Origin of the sequence: Burkholderia contaminans (assembly GCF_029633825.1) — a bacterium.
In the GTDB taxonomy this organism is placed as follows: Bacteria; Pseudomonadota; Gammaproteobacteria; order Burkholderiales; family Burkholderiaceae; genus Burkholderia; species Burkholderia contaminans.
Map to the genome: position 1 here is coordinate 214031 of NZ_CP090642.1, position 17834 is coordinate 231864.

Sequence of the window (17834 nt, forward strand, 5' to 3'; positions counted from 1 at the left end):
CACGGGGAAACGCATGAATCAACCGACATTCGAAGACTGGCAGGCCCGCGCGGCCGTGCTGCGGGTCGAAGGGCGCGCGTTCATCGACGGCGAGGCGCGCCACGCGCACACCGGCGCGACCTTCGCCTGCGTGAGCCCGATCGACGGTGGCGTGCTCGCGCACGTGGCCGATTGCGGCACCGACGACGTCGACCTCGCGGTGACGGCCGCACGCCGCGCGTTCGACGCGCGGAGCTGGGCCGGCATGAATCCGCGCGCCCGCAAGGCGGTGCTGCAGCGCTGGGCCGCGCTGATGCGCGAGCATCTCGACGAGCTCGCGCTGCTCGAGACGCTCGACACCGGCAAGCCGATTGCCGATACCACGGCGATCGACGTGCCGGCTGCCGCGCATTGTGTCGACTGGTATGCGGAAGCGATCGACAAGATCGGCGGCGAAGTCGCGCCAGTCGACCATCATCTGGTCGGGCTCGTCACGCGCGAGCCGATCGGCGTCGTCGCGGCCGTCGTGCCGTGGAATTTCCCGCTGCTGATGGCCGCATGGAAATTCGCGCCGGCGCTCGCGGCCGGCAACAGCGTCGTGCTCAAACCGTCCGAGAAATCGCCGCTCACCGCGATCCGGGTTGCGCAGCTCGCGTGCGAGGCCGGTATTCCGCCCGGCGTGTTCAGCGTCGTGCCGGGTGGCGCTGAGCCGGGCAGGGCGCTCGCGCTGCATCGCGACGTCGACTGCATCGCGTTCACCGGGTCGACGCGCACGGGGCAGCAGATCATGGCGTGCGCCGCGCAGTCGAACCTGAAGCGTGTGTGGCTCGAACTCGGCGGCAAGTCGCCGAACATCGTGCTGCGCGACTGCCCCGATCTCGACCGTGCCGCGCAGGCGGCCGCCGACGCGATCTTCTTCAACATGGGGGAAGTGTGTACGGCCGGCTCGCGTCTGCTCGTGCATCGCGACATCAAGGACGCATTCGTCGCGAAGCTGGTCGGCGCGTCGCGGCGCTTCGCGCCCGGGCACCCGCTCGATCCGTCGGTGACGATGGGGGCGATCGTCGATCGTACGCAGCTCGATCGCGTGATGGGGTATATCGATGCCGGGCGCGACGAAGGCAGGCTCGTCACGGGCGGCGCGCGCGTGCGAGAGGAGACGGGCGGGTTCTATGTCGAGCCGACGGTGTTCGAGGTGAAGCCGGATGCGAAGATCGCGCGCGAAGAGATCTTCGGGCCCGTGCTGTCGGTGATCGTGTTCGACGATGTCGACGAGGCCGTGCAGATTGCCAACGACACCAAGTATGGGCTGGCCGCGGCCATATGGTCGGCGGATCTCTCGACCGCACACGCTGTGGCACGACGTCTGCGCGCGGGCACCGTGTGGGTCAACTGCTACGGCGACGGCAGCGATGACATGAACTTCCCGTTCGGCGGTTACAAGCTGTCGGGCAACGGTCGTGACAAATCGCTGCATGCGCTCGACAAGTACACCGAGCTGAAGTCGACGGTCGTGCGGTTGTAATGTCACGGGCGACGCACGGCCTGGGCAACGAGGCCGCGCGTCTTGCGCATCCGGACGGGCGGCTTACTGCTCCGCCTTCTCCGCATCCGCCGTCTCTCCGAGGAATCCGCCGCTCTGGTGCGCCCACAGCGCCGCATAGATGCCACCGGCCTGCAGCAGCTGCTGGTGCGTCCCTTCCTCGACGATGCGCCCTTCGTCGAGCACGATCAGCCGGTCCATCGCCGCGATGGTCGACAGCCGGTGCGCGATCGCGATCACCGTCTTGCCGCGCATCAGGTCGTCGAGGCTGCGCTGGATCGCGACTTCGACTTCGGAATCGAGCGCGCTGGTTGCTTCGTCGAGCACGAGGATCGGCGCGTCCTTGAGCATCACGCGCGCGATCGCGACGCGCTGCCGCTGGCCGCCCGACAGCTTCACGCCGCGCTCGCCGACCTCGACGTCGTAGCCGCTGCGGCCGTGGCGGTCGCGCAGCCGGTCGATGAACTCGGACGCTTCCGCGCGCACGGCCGCGTCGTGCATCTCGCGCTCGGTCGCGTCGGGTCGCCCGTACAGCAGGTTCTCGCGCATCGTCCGGTGCAGCAGCGACGTATCCTGCGTGACCATCCCGATCGCGCCGCGCAGGCTGTCCTGCGTCACGTGCGCGATGTCCTGCCCGTCGATCCGGATCGCGCCGCCGCCCACGTCGTAGAAGCGCAGCAGCAGGTTCACGAGCGTCGACTTGCCGGCGCCCGAGCGGCCGATCAGGCCGATCCGCTCGCCGGGCCGGATCGTCAGGTTCAACCCGTCGAACACAGCGCGATCGTTGTCCTCGTGTGCGAACTGCACGTTGTCGAACACGATCCCGCCGCGCTGCACCGCGAGCGGCTTCGCGTCGGGCGCGTCGACCACGCTGTGTACCTTCGTCAGCGTGTTGATGCCGTCCTGGATCGTGCCGACGTTCTCGAACAGCTCGGTCATTTCCCACATGATCCAGTGCGAATAGCTCGACAGGCGCAGCGCCATCGCGATCACCGCCGCGACGACGCCCGCGCTCGCCTCGCCGTGCATCCACAGATACAGCGCGAGGCCGGTCGAGCCGACCAGCAGCAGTGTCGACAGCAGGTGGTTGACGACCTCGAACGCGCTGACGAGCCGCATCTGCGCGTCGCCGGTCGCCTTGAACGCTTCCATCGCGCGGCGCGCGTGGTCGGCTTCGCGCCGCGTGTGCGAGAACAGCTTCACGGTCGTGATGTTCGAATACGCGTCGGTGATGCGGCCCGTCATCAGCGCGCGCGCGTCGGCCTGGCGGCTGCCGACGGCACCGAGGCGCGGCACGAAATACGCGCACGCCAGGCCGTAGCCGAGCGCCCACAGCGCGAGCGGGATCATCAGCCGCCAGTCGAAGCTGGCCGCGAGCGCGAGGATGCCGATCAGGTACGCGGCGACGCCGATCACGACGTCGACCGACATGAACAGCGCATCGCGCACCGCGAGCGCGGTCTGCATGATCTTGGTCGTCACGCGGCCGGCGAACTCGTTCGCGTAGAACGACAGGCTCTGGTCGAGCATCAGCCGGTGAAACAGCCAGCGCAGCCGCATCGGGAAGTTGATCGCGAGCACCTGGTGCTTGACCATCGTATGCAATGCGATCAGCAGCGCGCTGCCGGCGAGGATCGCCGCGAACCCGGCAAGCGTGCCGAAGTGCCGGCCGCCGAAATCGGCCGGCGTCGCGGACGCGAGCCAGTCGACCACGCGGCCCATCATCGCGAACAGCGCGGCTTCGTACGCGGCCAGCGCGGCCGACGTCAGCGCGATCAGCAGGATCCAGCTGCGCGCGCCTTTCGTGCACGCCCAGACGAACGAGAAGAAACCCCGCGGCGGCGTGACGGGATCTTCGAGCGGGAAAGTCGGCAGGCGCCGTTCAAACCACGAAAACATCGACTTGTTCTCCTTGTGCGGCCCGATGCAGCGCGCGGGCCGATGATGCCGGGGCCGGCTGCGATGCGGTCATCGTGTGCCGGCACATCCGTCCGGCCGATGGACGTTGCGCCGCGATTCGCGTGGCCCGGCGTGAAGTGTCGCATCGATTCGAGCGGGCTGCAGGCCGGTTGTAAGCCGACCGGCCAGGCGAACGGCGTCGTACTCGCGCATCTGGCTCGCAGGCACGGTCACGCGCCGTTAAAAAAACCCTTGACTCTCTATCTATGAGTAGATAAAGTTCGATCCATGGAAACGAAACCCACCGTCCGCGAACAGATTCTCGACCACGCGATCACGCTGATGATGCTGCGCGGTTACAACGGCTTCAGCTATCGAGACCTGTCCGACCTGGTGGGCGTGAAGACGTCGAGCATCCACTACTATTTCCCGTCGAAGGACGATCTCGTACTGGAAGCGGTGTCGGTCTACAGCGACGACGTCCTCTCGGCCGTGCGGACGATCGATCCGGCGCTGCCGGCCGACGTGAAGCTGAGCCTTTATACGAAGATGTTCGGCCGCACGCTCGGCGACGGCAACATGATCTGCCTGTGCGGGATGCTGGCGGCCGATATCGAGTCGTTGCCGGAGAACGTGCGGCAGGCCGTGCAGGCGTTCTTCAAGGCCAACGAGAGCTGGCTCGCGGAGTTGCTGGCGCAGGGCGCGAAGGAAGGCACGCTGCAGTTCAGCGGCAAACCCGACACGGCCGCGCGCACGTTGTATGCGGCGTTCCAGGGCAGCGTGCTGGCCAGTAGGCTGTTTCACACGCGGGCGCGTCTCGAGGATGTCGAGGCGGTCTGGAAAACGCGGTCCTGACGGACGGCGCAAGCAGTCGGGCGGTTCGCCGCCTTTTGTTGGGCTTTGTTATCTATCTGATGGTAGATAGATGAATCGGGCAGGTGGATCAACCACCTGCATTTTTTGGGGATGTTTATCTATCTATGAGTAGATAAATAAACGCGAGGCCGGCTGCGGGGCAGTTGGCAAGCGGTCCCCGGTTGGAAGGCTGTTTCACTCACTGATTGAAAAAGGAGTCTGTCATGTCGATCGAAAAAGCGCTGTACCGCGCCCATGCAAAAGCCACCGGCGGCCGTGACGGCCGTGCGACGGTGCCCGAAAGCGGCCTCGACCTGAAGCTGACCACGCCGCGTGAGCTCGGCGGCGCGGGCGGCGCGGGCGCGAACCCCGAGCAACTGTTCGCCGCCGGCTACAGCGCGTGCTTCATCGGCGCGATGAAGTTCGTCGCGGCCCGCGACAAGATCGCGATCCCCGCGGACGCCGCGATCGAAGGCAGCGTCGGCATCGGCGCGATCCCGAACGGCTTCGGCATCGAAGTCGAACTGAAGATCTCGCTGCCGGGCCTCGATCGAGATGTCGCGCAGACGCTGATCGATCGCGCACACGTCGTGTGCCCGTATTCGAACGCGACGCGCGGCAACATCGACGTCACGCTCACGCTCGTCTGATCGTACGCATTGCGAAATATTTACCATCACATCGTCATTCACGGATTGAGCCAAGGAGTTACACCATGAAGATCGTCAAGCCGCTGCTGATCGCTGCCGCCGTTGCCGCTGCACTGTCCGCCGCGCCCACCGCGTTCGCCGCGGGCGCCGGCGCCGAAGCTGTCCGGCCGGATGCGACGACGAGCGCATTCCTCGCCGTGCTGAACGGCCAGAAGGGCCCGGGCCTCGAAACGCTGAGCCCCGCGAAGGCGCGCCAGGTGCTGGTCGATGCGCAGAACGGCACGAAGGTCGACCTGTCGGGCATCGACGTGTCGAACCGCACGATCGAACAGGACGGCGTGTCCGTGCCGGTCACGATCGTCCGCCCGCAGGGCGCGACAGGCACGCTGCCGGTGTTCATGTTCATTCACGGCGGCGGCTGGGTGCTCGGCGATTTCCCGACGCACGAACGCCTCGTGCGCGACCTCGTCGTGCAATCGGGCGCCGTCGCGGTGTTCGTGAACTACACGCCGTCGCCGGAAGCGCATTACCCGGTGGCGATCAACCAGGCGTATGCGGCGACGAAGTGGGTGGCCGCGCACGGCGCGGAGATCGGTGTGGACGGAGGCCGCCTGGCGGTGGTCGGCAACAGCGTCGGCGGGAACATGGCGGCCGTGGTGGCGCTGATGGCGAAGGACAAGGGCGGCCCCGCGATCCGCTTCCAGGGGCTGATGTGGCCGGTGACGGACCACAACTTCAACACGGGCTCGTACAACGCGTATCAGCAAGGGCACTTCCTCACGCGGCCGATGATGAAGTGGTTCTGGGACGCCTATACGAAGAACGAAGCGCAACGCAACGAGATCTACGCGTCGCCGCTGCGCGCGAGCACCGCGCAGTTGAAGGGCCTGCCGCCCGCGCTGATCCAGGTTGCGCAGTTCGACGTGCTGCGTGACGAAGGCGAAGCGTATGGCCGCAAGCTCGACGCAGCGGGTGTCGATGCGACGACCACGCGCTACGACGGCACCATCCACGATTTCGGCCTGCTGAACGCGCTGGCCACGGATGCGCCCACGAAGGCGGCGACGAAGGCGATGGCGAATGAAATCGCGACGCGGTTGAAGTAAGCGATGACCCGCACGCGCGCCGCGCCTGACGCGGTGTGCGTGGGACGCCTCGGCGGCGGGCAGATGCCCGCCGTTTTTGCATGCCGCCGGCGGGCGGGAGGCGAACGCGATGCAGTGCGCCGCCGACTATCCCGCGTCGGCCCGGTGCGGCTGCCCGGGGGGCTGCGCTTGCAGCAGGCGTGCCATCGCCGCGCGCAGCTTGTCGCTCGGCACCGGCTTGTGCAGCAGCACGAACCCGCCGTGCTTCAGCCGGCCGGGCCGGCGCGCGGTCGTATCGCCGGTGATCAGCATCGCGGGAATCGCCGTGTTGTACTCGTCGCGAATGCGTGCGATCGCAGCGATTCCGTTCTGGTCGCCGTGCAGGTGCAGGTCGCAGATCAGCAGGCTTGGCCGTACCTCGCACGATGCCAGGCACGCGATCGCGTCGTCGATCGACGCGGCCGTGACGACCTGGTAGCCCCAGCGCTCGAGCAGCATCGACATGCCGGCGCGGATCGCGCTTTCGTCGTCGATCACGACCACGAGGTGGGCGGCGGCCGTTGCCTCGTCGACGGCGATCTCGTCGGCGGCCGCACCCGGCTGCACGACCGTGTCCAGCCGCACCAGCTGCAGTTCGAAGCACGAGCCCCGCCCGGGTTCGGAGCGCAGCGTCAGCGGACAGTCGAGCAGCCCCGCGAGGCGCCGCACGATCGCCAGCCCGAGGCCGACACCCCGTTCGGGCTCGTCGCCGCGACGGCGCAACTGGTAGTAATCGTCGAATACGCGTGCCTGCTGGTCGGCCGGAATGCCGCGCCCGGTGTCGATGAATTGCAGGCGAACGTGCTGGCGCGTGCGCCTGCAGCCGACGACGATACGCCCCGTGTCGGTATAGCGCACCGCATTCGACAGCAGGTTGCGTGCGATGCGCTCGACCAGCACCGGATCGGAATCGACCACTGCCGTGCTGCGCACGTACGACAGCGACAGGCCTTTTCCGTGCGCGTCGGCGGCGACTTCGCGGCACACGCGCTCCAGCACCGTGCCGATCGCGAACGGCCGGCGATGGACGGGCACGACGCCCGCATCGAGCCGCGAGATGTCGAGGATCGCGGTGAACAGCGCATCCATCGCGTTGACGGACTGGTCGATGCGATCGACGAGCAGCGTGCCGTCCGCCGGCATCGGGACGTGACGCAATGCGCCGACGAACAGGCTCAGCGCGTGGACGGGCTGGCGCAGGTCGTGGCTCGCTGCCGCGAGAAAGCTCGACTTGACGTGCACGGCCTGCGTCGCGAGATCCTTTTGCCGGCGGAAGTTCTCGGCCAGCTGCGCGGCGCGCTGGCGTTCGCGTTCGGCGATCCGCTGCGCGCGGATCAGTTGCAACTGCATCTCGATCTGGTCGCGGAATTCCTCGACGAGCCGGATGTAGCGCTCCGAATACGCATTCTCCTTGCAGTCGAGCAGGCAGATCGTGCCGAACGGCGTGTTGTCGGGCCAGCGGATCGGCAGGCCGAGATACGAGACCATGTTGACGCGCAGGTCCGGATTGTTGCGCCACTGCGCGGATTGCCGCGCATCCGGCACGACCAGCGTATGGCCGCTCGCAATGACCGCTTCGCAGTAAAGTCCCGAGCCGTGCAGTTCGGCCGATTCGCCCGGATAGAACGGATTGCCGGTGTTGCGGCTCGCCACCAGCACCTGGATGTCGCGGCCGACGTTGCGCATGATCAGCCCGGCCGGCACGCCGACGATTTCCGCCATCAGGTCGACGAGGCGCTGCCAGCGCGCGATCACGTCGGCGGCGAGGTCGAAAGGGAATTCATGGTCGGCCGGAGCTTCGGGCGGCTCGTCGACATGCGTCATGCGCACGCTCCTCGAACGGGCGGGGAAGATGAGGAAAATTTAGGCGTTCCACGCCGGCATGGCAATGTCGCGACGCGGGCCGGCGTCGGATCAGATGAGGCCGGCCTTCCTGCCGGCGGCCGCTGCCTGGGTGCGGTTGATGACGTTCAGCGCCTTGAAGATCGCGGTGATGTGCGCCTTGATGGTCTTTTCGGACAACCCCAACTTGTCGGCGATGACCTTGTTCGGTACGCCTTCCGCGAGATAGCGCAGCACTTCGACCTGTCGTTGCGTCAGCATCGATCCGCGTGCTGCAGCGGCGCCGTCCTGATGCTGCAGCGCGGGGTCGTCGAGCACGAGCGGCGGGACGTAGCGTTCGCCGTTGAGTGCGATCCGGATCGCGGACAGCAGCGTGCGCGGGCTGGCGGACTTCGGCACGTAACCCATCGCGCCCTGCGCGAACGCGCTGCGCACGGCGCCGGGATCCTCGGACGACGACAGCACGATGACGGGGAGCCCCGGGCGCATCGTCGCGAAGACGGCGAGCGCATCGAGGCCGTCCATGCCCTGCAGCTTCAGGTCGAGCACGATGGCGTCGAGGTCGGTGTGATCGTCGAGCAGCCGCACCGCATCATCGGCGCTGCTCGCCTGGACGACGACCGTGTCGTCGTCACCCTGACGCAGCAGCATCTCCACGCCATCCCGCAGGATCGCGTGATCGTCGACGATCAGAATTTTCATGAGGACGCTTGAATATGTGAATCAGGACGCGGACCGATACGAACGAACCGGATTGTACAAGACGAAAGTCTTAATACTAAAGTCGAGTTTGTCCGGCATCTGTCTTGCGTCTAACGTCGCATTTACATTCAGCGGAATATCGCCGAGACTCAATCACGACAGTTCGCAATGCAGGTGAATGCGGGCGCGCCATTCGATGCGTCGCCGGCAACTCGGCAATGCGAGCGACGAAGCGCGCGGCCGCTTCAGGACTGAATGGCGGCGCGATGCACGCACGCAAGGTGCGTCGTTCGGCGGCGGTGAATTTCCGTTATTCACGTCGAACGAAAAAAATAACGGCTCGTAATAACCGGATTATCGGCACGTATTTGGACGGTGAATCATTGATCCTGATCGCGCATGAATCGAGGTGAACGATGAAGGTTGCCAACGACAGCGATGCAATGTGGGAACTGAACATGTCGTATCTCTGGCTTGCGCAGCGACTCCTGCAGTCGGATCGCGCAACCGGCATGTTCCGCCTGGGCGTGACCGCCGATGTCGCCGCCGCGCTGGCCGCGCTGTCGATGAAGCACATGAACGAGCTCGCGTCTGCGGGGCAATTGATCTGCGCATTGCGGCCGGGCCGATACGGCGTGCTGTCGGCACTGACCCGCGCGACGCCGCCGGTCGATCTCGTGCGCGTGCATACCGCGATGGTGCTGGCCGGCCTTGCGCTGCCCGACGAGGAAACATCGTGAACGGCCGGGCAGGGCGGCTTGGCCTCGCGGACGACGCGCAACTGACGATGCACGCGGCGGCGTTGATCCGGCTCGGCGCGCGGCTGCAGATGCTGGAAATCGAGTGCGGGTTGCCGCGCGACCGTCTCGTGCGCCTGTATCGCGAAGTGCGCGGCGTGGCCGCGCCGAAGGGGTTGCTGCCGTCGTCGATCGGCTGGTACATGACGTGGTTCGCGAACCTTCATGCATCGCTGTTCCACAGCATCTACCGCTTCCTGCGCAACCAGGCGGGCTGCACGCGACTCGAGGCACTCGTCAAGGCCTATACGCTGTATGCCGAACAGGGCGATGCTGCGTGCCGCGCGTTGCCGCTGGACCTGACACGCGCCTGGATGCTGGTGCGCTTCGTCGACGCCGGCGTGCTCGACATTGCCCATTGCCGCGATTGCGGCGCGGCGTTCATCACCTATCGCCACGCGCTGCGCCGGCATCCCGTGTGCGTTGCCTGCCGGCTGCCGGCGCGTGCCGGCAAGCGCGCGGTCCGCACGTCGCCGCGCGTGGCGCCCGGCACGCGGCATGCGCGACGGCACGATGTACAGGTGGCCGTCGCGTCCAGTCGCGGCAGCGGGAGCGCCGCAGGCGATTCATCGGGAGAATGGTGTGCAATCTAACGGGGCAATGGCGGCCGCGGCGGGGCCCGCGCGGCCCGCGGCGAATGGCGCCGGCCGGCACGTCGCGTCGGCCGGGGCGGCGCGCTCGCCCGATCGCGATGGCGGCACCCATCCTGTGCCGGCATCGTGAACCTGCGCGGCCTCTCGATCCGGCAGCGGATGCAGGCCGGCTTCGCGCTCGTCGTGATGCTGACGGCGGTGGCGTGCGGGACGAACCTGCGGGAAAGCTATCGGCAATACCGGCAGGGCTATCTCGACCTGCGCGATTTCGCGCTGGTCGAGCGCGCGATGATCGCGTCGAACCGGATCTCGGCCGAACGCTGGCCGGCCAACCAGTTGCTGGCGCTGCGGTGGCGCGATGCCGCGACCCAGGTGCAGGCGGTGCGCGATGCGCGGGCGCGTTCGGATCAGGCGCTCGATGCGCTGCGAGACGACCTCGCGCGGGCGGAGGCGCTCGGTGCATCCGAGCGCGGGGCCGCGCTGCACGCGCTCGAGTCGATACGCGCCGAGCTGGCCGGCGCGCGCGGCGAAGTCGATGCGCTCGCCGCGCGGCCCGCGGCGGCGCGTGCGACGTGGCAGGTGCAGGCTGCACAGGACCGCATGTTCGCGGCCGCCGACGATCTGGCGACGCTGACCGGCAGCGTGATGGCGGGTACGGCGATGCGTCATCCGGACACGGCCGGTGCGCTGGTCCTCGCGCGCCTGCTGGGCGACCTGCGTGAATACACCGGCCGGCTCGGCTCGCTGTTCGTCGCACCGCTGGTGACGCGCGAGGCGCTCGACAACGATCGGCTGGCGCGCATCCTCCAGATGCGTGGGCGCATCGTGCAGCTTCGCGCACTGATCGCCGGTGCGATCGTGCCGCCGCTCGACGACGCGATGCTGTCGAATGACCTGGCGCGGTTGAACGACACGATGGACGGCAGCTTCCTGCCGCTCGTGGCCGCGACGGTTCGCGCAGGGCGCACGGGCGCCTATGCGACGAACGCCGAGGATTTCGCGTCGCGGATCATGCGGGACCTCGACGCATCGGCGCGGTTGCGCGACCGCGTGCTCGACCTCACGCGTGCACGGGCGGTGGCGCTGCGCGATGCGGCGCGCGTCCGGATGACGCTATCGGCTGCCGAGGCGGCGTGCTGCATCGCGATCCTGTTCCTGCTCGTGCGCGGCACGCAGCGCACGCTGTCGAAACCGCTCGATGCGCTGAGCCGGCGCATCGTTGCGTTGAGCAACGGCGACGTGTCACCGATCGTCCGGATTCCGGGCACGAGCCCCGAGATCGCGCACGTGAACGATGCACTGGACGCGCTGCGTGGCGCCTACGTTCATCGCACGCTGCTCGAGCGGCAGCGCAACGACATGCTGACGCTGTTCTCGCACGACATGCGCGCGCCGCTCACGTCGGTCATCGTGCTCGTGGACGCGCCTGCCGCCTGCCCGCCCGACTGCACGCTGCGCGAGCGTCTTCACGAGATCGGCGGGCTGGCGCGTCATACGCTCGCGATGGCGGACGGTTTCGCGCAGGTGTCGCGGGCGGAGGCGGGCGAGTACGCGTCGGAACTCGTCAACGTGGCCGACCTGATGAATCAGGCACGCGACGAAATCTGGCCGCGCGCCCGGGACAAGCACATCGCGATCGACGACGTACCACCGTGCGACGACGCGCTCGTACGCGGCGATCCGGCGCTGCTGTCGCGTGCGCTGGTCCATCTGCTGGGGAACGCGGTCGAATACAGCGCGGCGCATACCCGCGTCGAGTGCAGCGTCGAACTGGCGGACGACGGTACTTCGGTGTGCTGCGTGATTCGCGATTACGGCTACGGGATCGCGGCCGAGGATCAGGCGCGCCTGTTCGAGCGTTACCGGCGCTTTCGCCTGCAAGGGCAGCCCGACACGAAGGGCGTCGGGCTCGGCATGGCGTTTGCGAAGGCGGTCGTGGACCGGCACCGCGGCGAGATCCACGTGCGCAGCGCGCCATGGCAGGGCACGACCGTGACGCTCATGCTGCCCGTGGCCGGTGCATCCTGCAACGTGCACGACCCGGACCGAGCGATGTCGGCCGAACCGATACCGGGATGATGCATGGCGGCGGGAGGCCGCACGCCGTGCACCCGGTGGTGTCTTCGCGCAGCCGCACGCGGCGATGTTCGACGGCGCGTGAAGTTGGTACGATCGCGCGTATCGTTCACGCCGGCGCCGCAACCCGCCGGCCATCGGTCGCACGGCCGCCCGGCCGCACGGTCTCGTTCGGGAGAAGCGGTTCATGCTGCAGGCGTTCGCGGTCTTGCTGACCTTCCAGTGTCTCGGGGAAGGCGTGTCCTACCTGTTCGGCCTGCCGGTGCCGGGCCCGGTGATCGGCATGTTGTTGCTGTTCGGCTTCGTGATGGTGCGCCCGCAGGTGGCCGACGCGATCGAGCCGACCGCGCTCGAGTTGCTGCGCCATCTGTCGCTGCTGTTCGTGCCGGCCGGCGTCGGCATCATGGTGTCGGCCGACCGCGTGCGCGGCGACGCGGTCGCGGTCGTCGTCGCGCTGGCGGTGAGCACCACGCTCGCGATCGCGGTGACCGCGCTCGTCACGCGCGCGCTGCTGCGCCGCCAGCGGCGCGCGGGCGGCGCGGAGGAGGGCACGCCATGACGGCCTTCCCGAAACTCGGCGCGATCTGGGTCTATCTCGCCGCGACCCCGCTGCTGGGCCTGACCATCACGCTGATCGCCTATCTGCTTGCACAGGCCGTCTATGCGCGGGCGCGCTTCAACCCGCTCGCGAACCCGGTGCTGATCGCGGTCGCGCTGATCGTCGTGCTGCTGACGATCACCCGTACGCCATATCCGACGTATTTCGAAGGCGCGCAGTTCGTCCACTTCCTGCTCGGCCCCGCCACCGTCGCGCTGGCGCTGCCGCTGTACCGCCAGTGGTCGAAGCTGCGCCGCGCCGCGGTGCCGCTGCTGGTCGGCCTGCTCGCGGGCTCGCTGACCGCGATCGTGTCGGCGGTCGGCATCGCGGCGCTGTTCGGCGCGTCGCACCAGACGATCGCGTCGCTCGCGCCAAAATCGGCGACGACGCCGATCGCGATGGCCGTCGCCGCGGAAATCGGCGGGATTCCATCGCTCACCGCCGTGCTCGTGATCTCGACCGGGATTTTCGGGGCGGTGTGCGCACGCGGGATCCTCAATGCGCTGCGGGTCGACGAACCGGCCGTGCGCGGCTTCGCGCTCGGCGTCGCGTCGCATGGAATCGGCACCGCGCGTGCGTTCCAGGTCAGCGAGGAGGCCGGTGCGTTCGCCGGGCTCGGGATGGGGATGAACGGCGTGCTGACGGCCTTCGTCGTGCCGATCCTGCTGCCGGTGCTGTCGCGCTGGATCTGAGCGCCGGCCGGGGCGGGCAAGGCCGGGTTATCGGTTTCCCTGATGGCGCCGGCGCGGCGCCGAAACGACGGTGCACGCCGTGCGCATGTATCGTGGCCGTTATCAGGAGAATTCAGGAACGCACACGGACAACCGAATACTGATCGGCTAACGTTGCAACGGCGCCGATGTCGCAAGCGGTCGTGTGCGCGCCGGTGTTCGACCCATTATCAACAATCGACAAGGAGATCCGGCCATGAAGCAGTCTCGCGTGGTATCGGTGGCAGTAGCAGTAACGGCGTCGTTCGGTCTGCTGTTGACCGCCGCGCCGGCGGCATACGCGCAGGATCCGGCGTCCGCGCCGACGCAGAAGCAGCTCGACAAGGCGCAGAAGAAGGCGGCCCGCAAGGCAGCCCGCGCGCGGCATGCGTCGGACCTGAAGGCGATCGGCACGGGCAGCGGCTACCGGTTGACCAACGACCAGAGCAACTATCCGCAGAACGCCGCGACGAAGGCGCCCGCGACGAAGGCGGCGCCGGCCGCCCCGGCATCGGGCCAGTAACGGCCGGAACCCGGGCACAGCGCAAACGGCGCCGGATCGACCGGCGCCGTTTGCGCATGTGCGGGCTGCCCGAATCGCCGGGCCGCCGCGTTACGACGCGAGCTTGCTCGCGATTTCCGCGACGTGCTTGCCCTGGTAGCGCGCGATGTCGAGCTCGTTCGCGCTCGGCTGGCGGCTGCCGTCCGCGCCCGCGAGCGTGGTCGCGCCGTACGGCGTGCCGCCGGTGATTTCGTTCATGTTGACGAGGCCGCTGCATGCATACGGCACACCCACGATCACCATCCCGTGGTGCAGCAGCGTGGTGTGGAACGACGTGATCGTCGTTTCCTGGCCGCCGTGCTGGGTGCCGGTCGACGCGAACACGCTGCCGATCTTGCCGACGAGCGCGCCCTTCATCCACAGGCCGCCGGTCTGGTCGAGGAACGTGCGCATCTGGCCGGCCATGTTGCCGAAGCGGGTCGGTGTGCCGAAGATGATCGCATCGTAGTCGGCGAGTTCGTCCACCGTCGCGACTGGCGCGGCCTGGTCGACCTTCACGCCGATCGCGCGGGCCTGGTCGACGGGAATCGTTTCCGGCACGCGCTTGAGCGTGACCTCGACGCCGGCCACCGATTTCGCGCCTTCCGCGATGTGCTGCGCCATCGTTTCGACGTGCCCGTAGGACGAGTAGTAAAGAACGAGTACCTTGGCCATGTTGCGAATCTCCGATTAAAAGGGCCCCGCGGTCAGCGGGGCCCGGTTTCCCGAACGGGCGTCATGCCCACTCGGCCGTTACTTCGACGGGACGCAGGTCGAACACCAGCACTTCGGCATCCTTCCCGTCGGCGAACGTCAGCGCTTTTTCGTCGCGCACGCGCACGCCGTCGCCTTCGCCGAGCGTCACGCCGTTGACCGTCACGCTGCCGCGTGCCACGTGCACGTAAGCAAAGCGGTTCGGCGCCAGTTCCAGCGTCGCGCGTTCATCGCCGTCGAACAGGCCCGCGTAGATCCGCGTGTCCTGCCGGATCTTCAGCGAACCGGCGTCGCCGTTCGGCGAGACGACAAGGGCGAGCTTGCCGCGCTTGTCGTCGGCCGTGACGTTCGTCTGCTGGTAACGCGGCTCGGCACCTTTTTCGGCCGGCCCGACCCAGATCTGCAGGAAGTGGACCGGCAGTTCCGGCGAGTGGTTGAACTCGCTGTGACGCACGCCGGTGCCGGCGCTCATCAGTTGCACGTCGCCCGGCACGATCACCGAACCGGTGCCCATCGAGTCCTTGTGTTCCAGCGCGCCGTCGAGCACGTACGACAGGATTTCCATGTCGCGGTGCGGGTGCGTGCCGAAGCCGCGGCCCGGGGCGACGCGGTCGTCGTTGATCACCAGCAGGTCGGAGAAGCCGACTTGCTTCGGATCGAAGTAATTCGCGAACGAAAACGTATGACGGGAGCTGAGCCAGCCATGCTCCGCACGGCCACGTTGGTTTGCTGCACGGATTTCGATCATGATTTTTGTTCCTCAAGACGCCGGACCTCGGAAGTGGGCCCGGCCGTTCGTTGAGATGAATCTTAGGTCAATCGATTTGACAAATAAATGGCTGTAGCGATAATGACTGTCGCTATGGAGTGGACAATATGGAACTCAACGATCTCAGGATCTTCGTCGCGACGGTCGATGCGGGCAGCTTCACGGCGGCGGCCGACCAGCTGATGCTGTCCAAGCAGTTCGTCAGCCGCCGCACGATGGCGCTGGAGGCGTCGCTCGGCGTGCGGCTGCTGCACCGGAACACGCGCAACCTCGCGGTGACCGAATCGGGGCAGGAGTTCTATGCGCGGGCGCAGCGGATCCTCGCGGAGATCGCCGACGCCGAGCAGGCGATGTCGGTGCGCAGCACCGAGCTGCACGGGTCGCTGAAAATCAGCGCGCCGCTGTCGTTCGGGATCACGCACGTGTCGCCGCTGATCGCCGAATTCCTGTCCGCACACCCGGCCGTGCGGCTGAACCTCGACCTGACCGACCGGCGCGTCGACCTGATCGGCGAGGGCTTCGACCTGGTGCTGCGGATCGGCTCGCTCGAGGATTCGACGCTGATCGCGCGCCCGCTCGGCGCATGGCGGATGATTGCGTGCGCGAGCCCCGCCTACCTGAAGCGGCAGGGCACGCCACAGACGCCGGCCGATCTCGCCGGCCATACGTGCGTGCTGTACGGGCGCGAGCGGCGCATCGGCTGGGAATTCCGCGTCGACGGCGTGGCGCGCACGTTCGACGTGCAGGGGCCGCTGGTCGCGAACAATGGCGAGGTGGTGCGGGACGCGGCGATTGCGGGCCTTGGTATCGCGCTGCTGCCGGATTTCATCGTCGGCGGTGCGCTCGACAGCGGTGCGCTCGTGCCGGTGCTCGACGCGTATGCGCCGTCGCCGATCGCGCTCAATGCGGTGTTTCCGCAGCATCGGGAAGGGTTCGTCACGCTGCGCACGTTCATCGGGTTTCTCGCGGAACGGCTCGGCGCGGCTGCGCCGGCGGGGAAGGACGGAGCCGGGCGGGCGCGGTAACGGGCAGGGATGCGGGGAATGAGGGTGCTATTCTCCGCATGATTTGCGGAGAATATTGAGTCGTGCGGTGAATCGGTGAGATAATCTCCGCATCATGAGCGGAGATTACACCTACATCTGGGAGTCGGCCGACTGGCCCGCGTGGCGCTTCGACCTCCCCGCACTGGCGACGCCCCTCGCCGACGTCAGCCGTGCGCAAGGCATGCTGGCCGGGCGGCTGGCGGACGTCGGCCTGGCGTTGCGCGACGAGGCCAGCCTCGCCGCGCTGACGGAAGATGTCGTCAAGACGAGCGCCATCGAGGGCGAAAGCCTGAACGTCGCGTCGGTCCGGTCGTCGATCGCGCGCCGGCTCGGCGTCGATATCGGCGCGCTGGCGCCGGTCGATCGTCATGTCGAGGGCGTGGTCGACATGGTGCTGGACGCGACGACCCATGCGGCGGCGCCGGTCACGGACGCCCGTCTGTTCGGGTGGCATGCGGCGCTGTTCCCGACCGGCTACTCGGGGATGTCGCGGATCACGGTCGGCGGCTGGCGCACGGACGCGACGGGGCCGATGCAGGTCGTGTCCGGGCCGATCGGCCGGCAGCGCGTGCATTTCGAGGCGCCGCCCGCCGCGCGCGTCGCCAGCGAGATCGGGCGCTTTCTCGCGTGGCTCAATGCCGCACCGGCCGAGCCCTTGCTGATCCGCGCCGGCCTTGCCCATCTGTGGTTCGTCACGCTCCATCCGTTCGACGACGGCAACGGCCGGATTGCGCGTGCGCTCGGGGATCTGGTCCTCGCGCGCGCCGACCGCAGCCCGCAGCGTTTCTACAGCCTGTCGGCGCAGATCCAGCGCGAGCGCAACGCGTATTACGACGTGCTGGAGCGGACGCAACGCGGTTCGCTCGACGTCACGGAATGGCTCGCGTGGTTCCTGACCGCGCTCGGCAGGGCCATCGATCACGCGCACACGACGCTCGACGCGGTGCTGGTCAAGGCGCGCTTCTGGCAGCGCTGCGCGGGCCTCGCGATGAACGAACGCCAGGTGAAGGTCATGAATCGCCTGCTCGACGGCTTCGAGGGGAAGCTGACTTCCACCAAGTGGGCGGCGCTCGCGAAATGCTCGCAAGACACCGCGCTGCGGGACATCACCGAACTCGTCGAGCACGGTGTGCTGCGCCGCTCGTCGTCCGGTGGGCGGAGCACGAGTTACGAGCTGGCGCCGGTCGACGGCTGACGCCGGCCGGGGTCATGACCGGCGGGCGTTGGCCGCGACGGAGCGGAGTCGTGTTGCCGCTCCGATCGTTTCCTCATCGACCGGGCGGTGGCTCGCTTCGGTCCGCACCTGTCCGCATGGCCGTGACCCAAGCGATTGCCCGCGCCTGTTTGTCCAATGCCGCGTGGCCGCAGGAACGGTTGAGTTGACATCGACCGATCG

At 67.7% G+C, this 17834-nt stretch carries 18 protein-coding genes; 13 read left to right on the plus strand and 5 right to left on the minus strand.

Going from position 1 to position 17834, the window contains the following annotated elements; genetic code table 11:
• The first annotated feature begins 13 nt into the window (after positions 1-13).
• Positions 14-1504, plus strand: a complete 1491-nt coding sequence (locus LXE91_RS33215) for an aldehyde dehydrogenase (RefSeq protein WP_039355314.1) — start codon at positions 14-16, stop codon at positions 1502-1504.
• A gap of 63 nt (positions 1505-1567) precedes the next feature.
• Here the strand turns inward: LXE91_RS33215 and LXE91_RS33220 are convergent, their stop codons facing one another.
• On the minus strand, positions 1568-3421 hold the full coding sequence (locus LXE91_RS33220) for an ABC transporter ATP-binding protein (protein ID WP_039355312.1): 1854 nt from the start codon (positions 3419-3421) through the stop codon (positions 1568-1570).
• 288 nt (positions 3422-3709) lie between these two features.
• Here LXE91_RS33220 and LXE91_RS33225 point away from each other — a divergent pair, with 288 nt between their 5' ends.
• The 3 genes from LXE91_RS33225 to LXE91_RS33235 all read left to right on the plus strand — a co-directional run bounded on the left by LXE91_RS33225 (position 3710) and on the right by LXE91_RS33235 (position 6032).
• Positions 3710-4276, plus strand: a complete 567-nt coding sequence (locus LXE91_RS33225; protein ID WP_039355310.1) for a TetR/AcrR family transcriptional regulator — start codon at positions 3710-3712, stop codon at positions 4274-4276.
• A 224-nt stretch (positions 4277-4500) separates the two neighbouring features.
• Entirely contained in the window at positions 4501-4926 is a 426-nt protein-coding gene (locus tag LXE91_RS33230) for an organic hydroperoxide resistance protein (protein ID WP_039355308.1), read from the plus strand.
• Between the two features lie 65 nt (positions 4927-4991).
• Positions 4992-6032, plus strand: a complete 1041-nt coding sequence (locus LXE91_RS33235) for an alpha/beta hydrolase (RefSeq protein ID WP_039355306.1) — start codon at positions 4992-4994, stop codon at positions 6030-6032.
• Positions 6033-6158: 126 nt separating this feature from the next.
• Here the strand turns inward: LXE91_RS33235 and LXE91_RS33240 are convergent, their stop codons facing one another.
• Together LXE91_RS33240 and LXE91_RS33245 are read right to left on the minus strand one after the other, a co-directional pair.
• Positions 6159-7874 (minus strand): hybrid sensor histidine kinase/response regulator, encoded by a 1716-nt coding sequence (locus LXE91_RS33240; RefSeq protein ID WP_052760046.1) that lies wholly within the window; start codon positions 7872-7874, stop codon positions 6159-6161.
• Between the two features lie 90 nt (positions 7875-7964).
• Positions 7965-8594: a response regulator gene (locus LXE91_RS33245; protein ID WP_039355304.1), complete on the minus strand. Its 630-nt coding sequence runs from the start codon at positions 8592-8594 to the stop codon at positions 7965-7967.
• A 218-nt stretch (positions 8595-8812) separates the two neighbouring features.
• Between LXE91_RS33245 and LXE91_RS33250 the strand changes: the two genes are divergently transcribed.
• The 7 genes from LXE91_RS33250 (at position 8813) to LXE91_RS33280 (ending at position 13891) form a co-directional block, all read left to right on the plus strand.
• The gene (locus LXE91_RS33250; RefSeq protein ID WP_135370801.1) at positions 8813-9007 is read left to right on the plus strand and encodes a hypothetical protein; all 195 of its coding nucleotides are present in this window, start codon (positions 8813-8815) and stop codon (positions 9005-9007) included.
• Positions 9008-9010: 3 nt separating this feature from the next.
• Positions 9011-9334 (plus strand): flagellar transcriptional regulator FlhD, encoded by a 324-nt coding sequence (locus LXE91_RS33255; RefSeq protein WP_039355302.1) that lies wholly within the window; start codon positions 9011-9013, stop codon positions 9332-9334.
• On the plus strand, positions 9331-9984 hold the full coding sequence (locus tag LXE91_RS33260; RefSeq protein WP_052760047.1) for a FlhC family transcriptional regulator: 654 nt from the start codon (positions 9331-9333) through the stop codon (positions 9982-9984). The genes LXE91_RS33255 and LXE91_RS33260 overlap by 4 nt, the downstream gene beginning before the upstream one ends.
• Positions 9985-10110: 126 nt before the next feature.
• The gene (locus LXE91_RS33265; RefSeq protein ID WP_223274474.1) at positions 10111-12063 is read left to right on the plus strand and encodes an ATP-binding protein; all 1953 of its coding nucleotides are present in this window, start codon (positions 10111-10113) and stop codon (positions 12061-12063) included.
• A gap of 184 nt (positions 12064-12247) precedes the next feature.
• Positions 12248-12619, plus strand: coding sequence for a CidA/LrgA family protein (locus tag LXE91_RS33270; protein ID WP_039355300.1), 372 nt, complete (start codon positions 12248-12250; stop codon positions 12617-12619).
• The gene (locus LXE91_RS33275) at positions 12616-13350 is read left to right on the plus strand and encodes an LrgB family protein (RefSeq protein WP_039355298.1); all 735 of its coding nucleotides are present in this window, start codon (positions 12616-12618) and stop codon (positions 13348-13350) included. The genes LXE91_RS33270 and LXE91_RS33275 overlap by 4 nt, the downstream gene beginning before the upstream one ends.
• A gap of 235 nt (positions 13351-13585) precedes the next feature.
• Complete coding sequence (locus tag LXE91_RS33280) at positions 13586-13891, plus strand: hypothetical protein (protein WP_039355296.1); 306 nt, start codon at positions 13586-13588, stop codon at positions 13889-13891.
• 90 nt (positions 13892-13981) lie between these two features.
• On the opposite strand, the gene wrbA is transcribed toward LXE91_RS33280, so the two are convergent.
• Both wrbA and LXE91_RS33290 read right to left on the minus strand, forming a co-directional pair.
• On the minus strand, positions 13982-14584 hold the full coding sequence (gene wrbA / locus LXE91_RS33285) for an NAD(P)H:quinone oxidoreductase (RefSeq protein ID WP_039355294.1): 603 nt from the start codon (positions 14582-14584) through the stop codon (positions 13982-13984).
• A 61-nt stretch (positions 14585-14645) separates the two neighbouring features.
• On the minus strand, positions 14646-15371 hold the full coding sequence (locus LXE91_RS33290) for a pirin family protein (RefSeq protein WP_039355292.1): 726 nt from the start codon (positions 15369-15371) through the stop codon (positions 14646-14648).
• A 128-nt stretch (positions 15372-15499) separates the two neighbouring features.
• On the opposite strand from LXE91_RS33290, the gene LXE91_RS33295 reads away from it, so the two are divergent.
• Complete coding sequence (locus tag LXE91_RS33295; protein WP_039355290.1) at positions 15500-16417, plus strand: LysR family transcriptional regulator; 918 nt, start codon at positions 15500-15502, stop codon at positions 16415-16417.
• A gap of 94 nt (positions 16418-16511) precedes the next feature.
• Positions 16512-17633, plus strand: a complete 1122-nt coding sequence (locus LXE91_RS33300) for a Fic family protein (protein ID WP_220497355.1) — start codon at positions 16512-16514, stop codon at positions 17631-17633.
• Positions 17634-17834: the final 201 nt, after the last annotated feature.

Bases quoted from the DNA above. Each gene is read 5' to 3' on its own strand.
- LXE91_RS33225 (WP_039355310.1), top strand. From the start codon at position 3,710: ATGGAAACGAAACCCACCGTCCGCGAACAGATTCTCGACCACGCGATC.
- LXE91_RS33255 (WP_039355302.1), top strand. From the start codon at position 9,011: ATGAAGGTTGCCAACGACAGCGATGCAATGTGGGAACTGAACATGTCG.
- LXE91_RS33290 (WP_039355292.1), bottom strand. From the start codon at position 15,371: ATGATCGAAATCCGTGCAGCAAACCAACGTGGCCGTGCGGAGCATGGC.
- LXE91_RS33300 (WP_220497355.1), top strand. From the start codon at position 16,512: ATGAGCGGAGATTACACCTACATCTGGGAGTCGGCCGACTGGCCCGCG.
- LXE91_RS33295 (WP_039355290.1), top strand. From the start codon at position 15,500: ATGGAACTCAACGATCTCAGGATCTTCGTCGCGACGGTCGATGCGGGC.
- LXE91_RS33275 (WP_039355298.1), top strand. From the start codon at position 12,616: ATGACGGCCTTCCCGAAACTCGGCGCGATCTGGGTCTATCTCGCCGCG.
- wrbA (WP_039355294.1), bottom strand. From the start codon at position 14,584: ATGGCCAAGGTACTCGTTCTTTACTACTCGTCCTACGGGCACGTCGAA.
- LXE91_RS33280 (WP_039355296.1), top strand. From the start codon at position 13,586: ATGAAGCAGTCTCGCGTGGTATCGGTGGCAGTAGCAGTAACGGCGTCG.
- LXE91_RS33250 (WP_135370801.1), top strand. From the start codon at position 8,813: ATGCGAGCGACGAAGCGCGCGGCCGCTTCAGGACTGAATGGCGGCGCG.
- LXE91_RS33245 (WP_039355304.1), bottom strand. From the start codon at position 8,594: ATGAAAATTCTGATCGTCGACGATCACGCGATCCTGCGGGATGGCGTG.
- LXE91_RS33270 (WP_039355300.1), top strand. From the start codon at position 12,248: ATGCTGCAGGCGTTCGCGGTCTTGCTGACCTTCCAGTGTCTCGGGGAA.
- LXE91_RS33240 (WP_052760046.1), bottom strand. From the start codon at position 7,874: ATGACGCATGTCGACGAGCCGCCCGAAGCTCCGGCCGACCATGAATTC.
- LXE91_RS33215 (WP_039355314.1), top strand. From the start codon at position 14: ATGAATCAACCGACATTCGAAGACTGGCAGGCCCGCGCGGCCGTGCTG.
- LXE91_RS33220 (WP_039355312.1), bottom strand. From the start codon at position 3,421: ATGTTTTCGTGGTTTGAACGGCGCCTGCCGACTTTCCCGCTCGAAGAT.
- LXE91_RS33230 (WP_039355308.1), top strand. From the start codon at position 4,501: ATGTCGATCGAAAAAGCGCTGTACCGCGCCCATGCAAAAGCCACCGGC.
- LXE91_RS33235 (WP_039355306.1), top strand. From the start codon at position 4,992: ATGAAGATCGTCAAGCCGCTGCTGATCGCTGCCGCCGTTGCCGCTGCA.